We start from the raw sequence: 6,225 nt of genomic DNA, 5'->3' as shown, positions 1-6,225 counted from the left end.
CAAAAGCGGCTGAATCTCAATGGTGAAACCATCACCATTCGCATCCCGCCCGGAGCTAAGCAGGGCAGTCGCATTCGGGTCAAGGGCAAGGGGCAGGTGAGTCCCTTTGGCGGTCAGCAAAGGGGCGATCTCTATCTCAATCTGGAGCTTCCGCCTCATCCCTTCTTTCAGTTCGAGGGGGATGACCTCCTTTGTGAAGTTCCGATCGCCCCCGATGAAGCAGTGTTGGGGGCCACTGTTGAGATCCCCACCCCCACAGGCAAAGTTCAGCTCAAGATTCCACCTGGGGTCGAGAGCGGCCAGATTCTGCGGCTGCGGGGGCAAGGTTGGCGGGATCCCAAAGGTCAGCGCAGCCATCTGCGGGTACGCCTCAAGGTAGTTAGCCCGAAAGCACTCACCCCCCAAGAGCGGGAACTCTACGAAAAGCTGCGTCAGCAGCGGCAATGGGATCCCCGTCGTTCACTACAGGAGGTGCGTCTATGAGCTTAGCGATTGTGCGAGTGGAAAAGCGGCTCTACACCCTAGAGCAAGCCACCGAAGCCGCCCAATTGCCCCTACATTTATTGGAATGGCTGGTCGAGCAGGGATTCATTGAGTTAGAGAGCCAATGCCTCGCTCCACAACAACTGCGGCGGCTGATGCAAATGCAAAGACTACATCGGGACTTGGGCCTCAACTGGACAGGTGCAGCTATGGTGCTAGATATGGCCCAGGAGATTGCTCAACTGAAAGCTCAGTTGCGGGTTTACCGAGGCTTTTAAGTTCTCTGGGATTGAGGATCCCGCGATCTAGCCACATCAGTGATAGATGCTCTAGCAACTTTTGCTCAGGGGGCGCTAGCGCAGACCCTCTGGCATCCAAAACCCCCCGAGGCCAAAGCCAAACCGCAGGATCCCGAATAGTCCAATCAACCCAAGGCCGATCCCCATCAGCACATCGTCTTGAGTCGTGAACCGCAGTTGGGTCAGCCAAGTGCGGGGCGCCACCCCAAATGCCCGCAGCTCCATCGCGTCGATTACCTCCTCTCCCGTCAGGATGGAGCGCATCGTCACTGGCACCAGCAAAGGCGCTAGCCGCAACAACCGGGCCGGGATCCCGCCCTTGAGGTTGTCTACCTCATAGCCTCTCGCTCGTTGGGCATCTACCACCGTGCTGAGGTCACGGGCAAAGCTGGGCAAAAACCGCAACGCCAGATCCATGGTAAAGGCGACTTTGTCAGAAGCCCCCAGGCAGCGGAAGGCCACCCCGTAGAGGTTGGGATCGAAGGTATAGGGCATCATCAAGGCCAGAATGGCCATCGATAGCATCCGAAAAAGCTGAGTGACGGCAAAAAACAGCCGAACGGCTGTGATCTGTAGGGTGTACCAACCGAGGGGAATTGAAACAATCGGGTCTGAGGTATCTTCTAGCACAGAGGCCGGCCCCCCTCGCCCTCCCACCAGCACATTTAACCCGACGATGCCCACCAGCAAAACCAGAATAAAGAGCCAGGCCCGCCCGATATCCTGCCATTCGATACGGGCCATGCTGTAGAGACTGAGATTAAAGAGAAACAGAGGCAGAATCAGCCGCAGATCCCAGATGCCCAGTAGCGTTAGGCTGGCGATGACACAGGCTAGGTAGATGAGTCGGGCCCGGGGATCCAGTCGCTGGATGACCGTCGAGCGAGGTCGATATTTCCAGGACACCAGCATCAGCGACCTCGCTGGGTTTTTACCGCCGCAAAGGCCACCATCAACACCGGCAGCAGCACCACCGTGACCACGAGGTTGCCCAAAAAGGCCGGGGTAAAGTAACCTACCAGAGCTGTGTTAATTGTGATACCACTGACTAAAATTTCCACCAGCGAGGCAAATAGCATCCCCACGGCCACCCCCAAGATGCCCCAGCCGATGGCCATGAAGATCTGGGCCCGGTTGCGATAGTCGGTGATCATCAGCATGGCCAGCCCTGGGATCATCCCCATCAGTCCATTCCCCACGCTCCAATTCCAGAAGAAGCCCCAACCCGTCAGCATATCCCCCAGGGTGTTGCCGATCAGGCCCGAGAGGAACCCCACCCAAGGGCCAAAGGCAAGACCAAAGAAAATCAACACCGCCACGGCAGGTCGAAAGGTGATGTTGCCAGCAGCGGGCAGGGGCACCAAGTTAGTCAGCAAGGAAAAGGCACCGTACAGAGCAGCCCCGATGGCGCTGTAGACCACCTGGCGGGTGCCAAAACTCCAGAGCTGGGGGGAATTGAGTGCGGTCATAATCAACTCTCCTAGTGTGGATAAAGGGAACAAACCATCCAGATCAGCAACCAAATAACCAACAAAAATAACCAACAAAATGACAAACGTGACGGCCTTAAGTTCAGCCCTGTTTGGGAACTATCCGGCTTGGGTTTGGCCATTGGGTCAACCTCCGAATGGGGTTTCGTCCACATAGGCAGCCAGTGCCTCCGCCGTTAAGAAGGATCCCGTGCGGGGCCACAGATCCAGGTTGAGCTGGAGCAAGGAGCTGGGCCGTAACCGACAGCGCTGCAGCGTGTCCAAATCCTGGGAGATCTCAAGTGGGGATCCATCCGCCTGAATGCGACCCTCGGCAAATAGCAGCACCCGATTGGCATAGGTCAGGGCCAGGTCAATGTCGTGGGTAATGAACAAGGTGGCAGCAAAATGGCTGGAGGCTAGCGAGGCTTGGCTCGCTCGGGATCCCAACAGGGCATCCATAAATCGAGTGTAGTTGGCAAAATCCTGTCCGGCTGTGGGCTCGTCCATTACCAAGATCTGAGATCGCATAGCCAGCACCGAGGCGATGGTGGTGCGTTTTTGCTGGCCAAATGACAGAGCTAGGGGAGAATAGTTTTCCAGCCCGGTCAGGTTCAGGGTATGGCTGCTGGCGGTCACGCTCTGGCGCAGCGCATCTGGAGAAAAGCCCAGGTTGCTAGGGCCAAAGGCCAGCTCCTGCGTTACTGTCTCGGCAAAGAGCATGTGGGTGGGGCTTTGAAACACGTAGCCCACGGTGCGGGCCACCTCTGCCACACTAAGGGAGCGGGTGTCCTGCCCCTTCACCAAAACCCGACCACTGCGGGGTTTAAGCAACCCTACTGCATGTTTGATCAGGGTGGATTTGCCCGCCCCATTGGGGCCAAGGATGGCGATTTGCTCCCCCCGTCGGATTGTGAGATTGATATCAAACAGAATCTGGGGTGAGTCGGACTCGTAGGCAAAGTTGACTTGCTCGAAGGCCAGTAACACCTCCTGCTGGGGTAAGGCGGGGGGTGGCAAAGTTGGAGGTTGCGGGATCCCGTTGGCTTTCACCTGTTGCACCACCCAGCTAGCGGGCAGTTTGACCTTGTGATAGTCGGCATAGTGGGAAAACCGCTCGGCGGATCCCAAATACTCGACGCGGCCCGCTTCCATATACATAAGCTGGTCGGGGGCCAACATCAGGGCATCCTCGACGCGATGCTCCACCAGTAGAATGGCTACCCCTTCATCTGCCAGTTGCCGCAGGATCCCCAAGACCTCAGCAGCAGAAGCCGGATCTAAGCTGGCCAGGGGTTCATCCAGCAACAGGAGGGTCGGCTGCATTACCAATAGGCCCGCCAGAGCCACTTTTTGCTTTTCACCCCCCGACAGTTGAAAGGTTTGTCGAGATAGCAGATGCTCGATCTTGAGCTGACAGGCCACCCTACGAATGCGCTCAACAATGTCTGAACGGGGCAAACCTAAGTTTTCGGGTCCAAAGGCGATTTCGCTGAAGACGTTGCTTGCAACAATCTGTCGCTCGGGATCCTGCAGCAGGGTGCCAATGGTCTGGGCCACCTGTATCAGGGAAAGCTGCGCCACCTCCTGTCCATTCACCCAGACGTTGCCCTTGCGGTCGCCTCCGTAGCTGCGGGGGATAAGGCCGTTGATGCAGCGGGCCAAGGTGGTTTTGCCACAGCCACTGGATCCAGCCACCAGCAGGATTTCACCGCGTTTGAGGGTCAGAGAAATATCGCGCAGGGCCGGCTCGGGTCGGGAGTGATACCGGAAGGAGAGACCCTCCACCACTAGAACCGGATCATGGCTCATTCCAACAGGCTCACAGGGCACAAGAGGGGTGCAGGGGATCCCGACACACCTTGGATGATACCTGACAACTTACTCAGGAATGCCGGGGAAAAAGGTGTGACCTTATACGAAAAAACATACGAAAAAACCTTTGCTGGGGGAGAGCACAGGTGAGTTTGGGGTTGAGTAGCGCCGGTTCCCAACGCCAAAAGCCGTAAGCCTTTGTTACGGATATTGATAGCAGCGTTCACGTCCCTGTCATGCCTCTGCCCGCAATGAGGGCATTCCAATGAGCGAACATCTGGGCCCATTTTTTCGAGCGGCAGCAGTGTGACACTTCCGACCTTGGGCAGCATCAGCTTGGCATCTTCCAGCTGGACGTTTTGAGGGTACGGAATTAACTGACGCCCGTGCTTGCTCTTAATAGGCTTTAAGAGGCTTTGCAGGGGGTGGCAAGATCCCCTTAACTTGGGCACCGTACGGGGGCATCGTACAACCTCCTCAGCACCCCTGGCTCTCATCCTGACGCACGGGAGAGCGCAGGGCTTCCCGCCGACCAGCTAAAAAAGTGCCTCGATTCCGGATCCCTAGCTATTGGAACCCTCGGAACGGATCCACAAATCACGCCACTCAAAAATTTTATACAGGAGGATCCCGCACTTAACGGGCAACACAATCCAGTCGCTGTGGGCACTTCAACGTTCATGGTGGTGGAGAGGATGGCACTGAACCCGCAGGGTGCTGTTGCAACACCTGCTTGAGATAGCGCCCCGTATGGGATCCCGGCCATTCCGCTACGGCTTCCGGGGTGCCCACCGCGATGATCTGTCCACCACGGTTGCCCCCTTCTGGCCCCAGATCAATAATCCAATCGGCACAGCGCAGGATATCCAAATTGTGCTCGATCACCAGCACCGTGTTGCCGGTATCCACCAGCCGTTGCATCACATTCAAGAGCTTATGCACATCGTAAAAAGACAAGCCTGTCGAGGGTTCATCCAGCAGATAGAGGGTTTTACCGGTGGAGCGGCGGGCCAGTTCTGAGGCCAGTTTCACCCGTTGTGCTTCTCCCCCGGAGAGGGTGGGAGCCGGTTGGCCCAGCTTGATGTAGTCCAGACCTACATCCGCTAGAGTTTGCAGGATCTTCGCCGCCGGCGGCAGAGCACTGAAAAAGTCTACCCCCTCTCCGACGGTCATGTTCAGCACGTCCGCGATGTTTTTGCCCTTGTACTTCACCTGCAGGGTCTCGCGGCTGTAGCGGGTACCCCCACAGACATCGCAGGTCACATACACATCCGGCAGGAAATTCATTTCAATGACGTTCACCCCCTGCCCTTTACAGGCTTCGCAGCGCCCCCCCTTGACATTGAAGGAAAAGTGCCCGGATTGATAGCCTTTGGCCTTGGCATCCAGGGTTTGGGCGAAGGTTTGGCGGATCGGGTCGAACAGGCCGGTATAGGTGGCGGGGTTGGAACGGGGGGTGCGGCCAATGGGGGATTGATCAATAACAATCACTTTGTCGATGTGTTCGATGCCCTTGAGTTCCCCCATTTCCGCCGGTTTGGGCACCTTCTGGCCCAGATGGTGTTGCAGGGCAGGGTAAAGCAATTCATTGATCAGGGTGGATTTACCCGAGCCGGAGACTCCTGTTACACACACCAATTTACCCAGGGGGATCTCCACATCGATGTGCTTGAGGTTGTTTTTGTGGGCATCGGTGAGTTTCAGGGAAACCGCTTTGCCAGCTCGCCGCTGCGCTGGGGTAGGAATCTGCACTCGCCCCGAGAGGTAAGCCCCGGTGATGGAGCGTTCTGAGGCCATCACATCCGCCAGGGATCCCTGCACCACCACTTCGCCGCCGTGGATCCCTGCCCCTGGGCCAATATCCACAATGTGATCCGCCGCCCGGATCGTTTCTTCATCGTGTTCCACCACGATCAAGGTGTTATCCAGATCCCGCAGGCGGAAGAGGGTATTGAGCAGCCGTTCGTTATCCCGCTGGTGCAGGCCGATGGAGGGTTCATCCAAGACGTAGAGTACGCCGGTTAGACCGGAGCCGATTTGGGTGGCCAGCCGGATCCGTTGGGCTTCCCCGCCGGAAAGGGTCATGGCCGGACGGGCTAACGTCAGGTAATCGAGGCCCACATCCACCAAAAACTGCAACCGGGCCTTGATCTCCCGCA

At 57.2% G+C, this 6,225-nt stretch carries 6 protein-coding genes and 1 pseudogene; 2 read left to right on the top strand and 5 right to left on the bottom strand.

Annotated elements, in window-relative coordinates:
* Together JX360_RS16860 and JX360_RS16855 are read left to right on the top strand one after the other, a co-directional pair.
* Positions 1-483: J domain-containing protein (locus tag JX360_RS16860; RefSeq protein WP_279611595.1), on the top strand; the 483-nt coding region annotated here is incomplete at its 5' end.
* Entirely contained in the window at positions 480-761 is a 282-nt protein-coding gene (locus JX360_RS16855) for a chaperone modulator CbpM (protein ID WP_244353274.1), read from the top strand. The genes JX360_RS16860 and JX360_RS16855, both read left to right, overlap by 4 nt.
* A gap of 75 nt (positions 762-836) precedes the next feature.
* On the opposite strand, the gene JX360_RS16850 is transcribed toward JX360_RS16855, so the two are convergent.
* The 5 genes and pseudogenes from JX360_RS16850 to uvrA all read right to left on the bottom strand — a co-directional run.
* The gene (locus JX360_RS16850) at positions 837-1,694 is read right to left on the bottom strand and encodes an energy-coupling factor transporter transmembrane component T family protein (protein WP_244353273.1); all 858 of its coding nucleotides are present in this window, start codon (positions 1,692-1,694) and stop codon (positions 837-839) included.
* Positions 1,694-2,251: an ECF transporter S component gene (locus JX360_RS16845; protein WP_244353272.1), complete on the bottom strand. Its 558-nt coding sequence runs from the start codon at positions 2,249-2,251 to the stop codon at positions 1,694-1,696. The genes JX360_RS16850 and JX360_RS16845 overlap by 1 nt, the downstream gene beginning before the upstream one ends.
* Positions 2,252-2,398: 147 nt before the next feature.
* On the bottom strand, positions 2,399-4,063 hold the full coding sequence (locus JX360_RS16840; protein ID WP_244353263.1) for an ABC transporter ATP-binding protein: 1,665 nt from the start codon (positions 4,061-4,063) through the stop codon (positions 2,399-2,401).
* Positions 4,060-4,380 (bottom strand): annotated as a pseudogene (locus JX360_RS18150) (zinc ribbon domain-containing protein); the annotation flags it as partial. The pseudogene JX360_RS18150 and the gene JX360_RS16840, both read right to left, overlap by 4 nt.
* 364 nt (positions 4,381-4,744) lie before the next feature.
* Positions 4,745-6,225 (bottom strand): excinuclease ABC subunit UvrA (gene uvrA, locus JX360_RS16830; protein ID WP_244353261.1); only part of this gene is annotated, 1,481 nt, incomplete at its 5' end.

The organism is Thermostichus vulcanus str. 'Rupite' (assembly GCF_022848905.1).
Lineage (GTDB): Bacteria > Cyanobacteriota > Cyanobacteriia > Thermostichales > Thermostichaceae > Thermostichus > Thermostichus vulcanus_A.
Note: the sequence above shows the minus strand (reverse complement) of the source record. Positions and strands in the feature narration are given on the sequence as shown.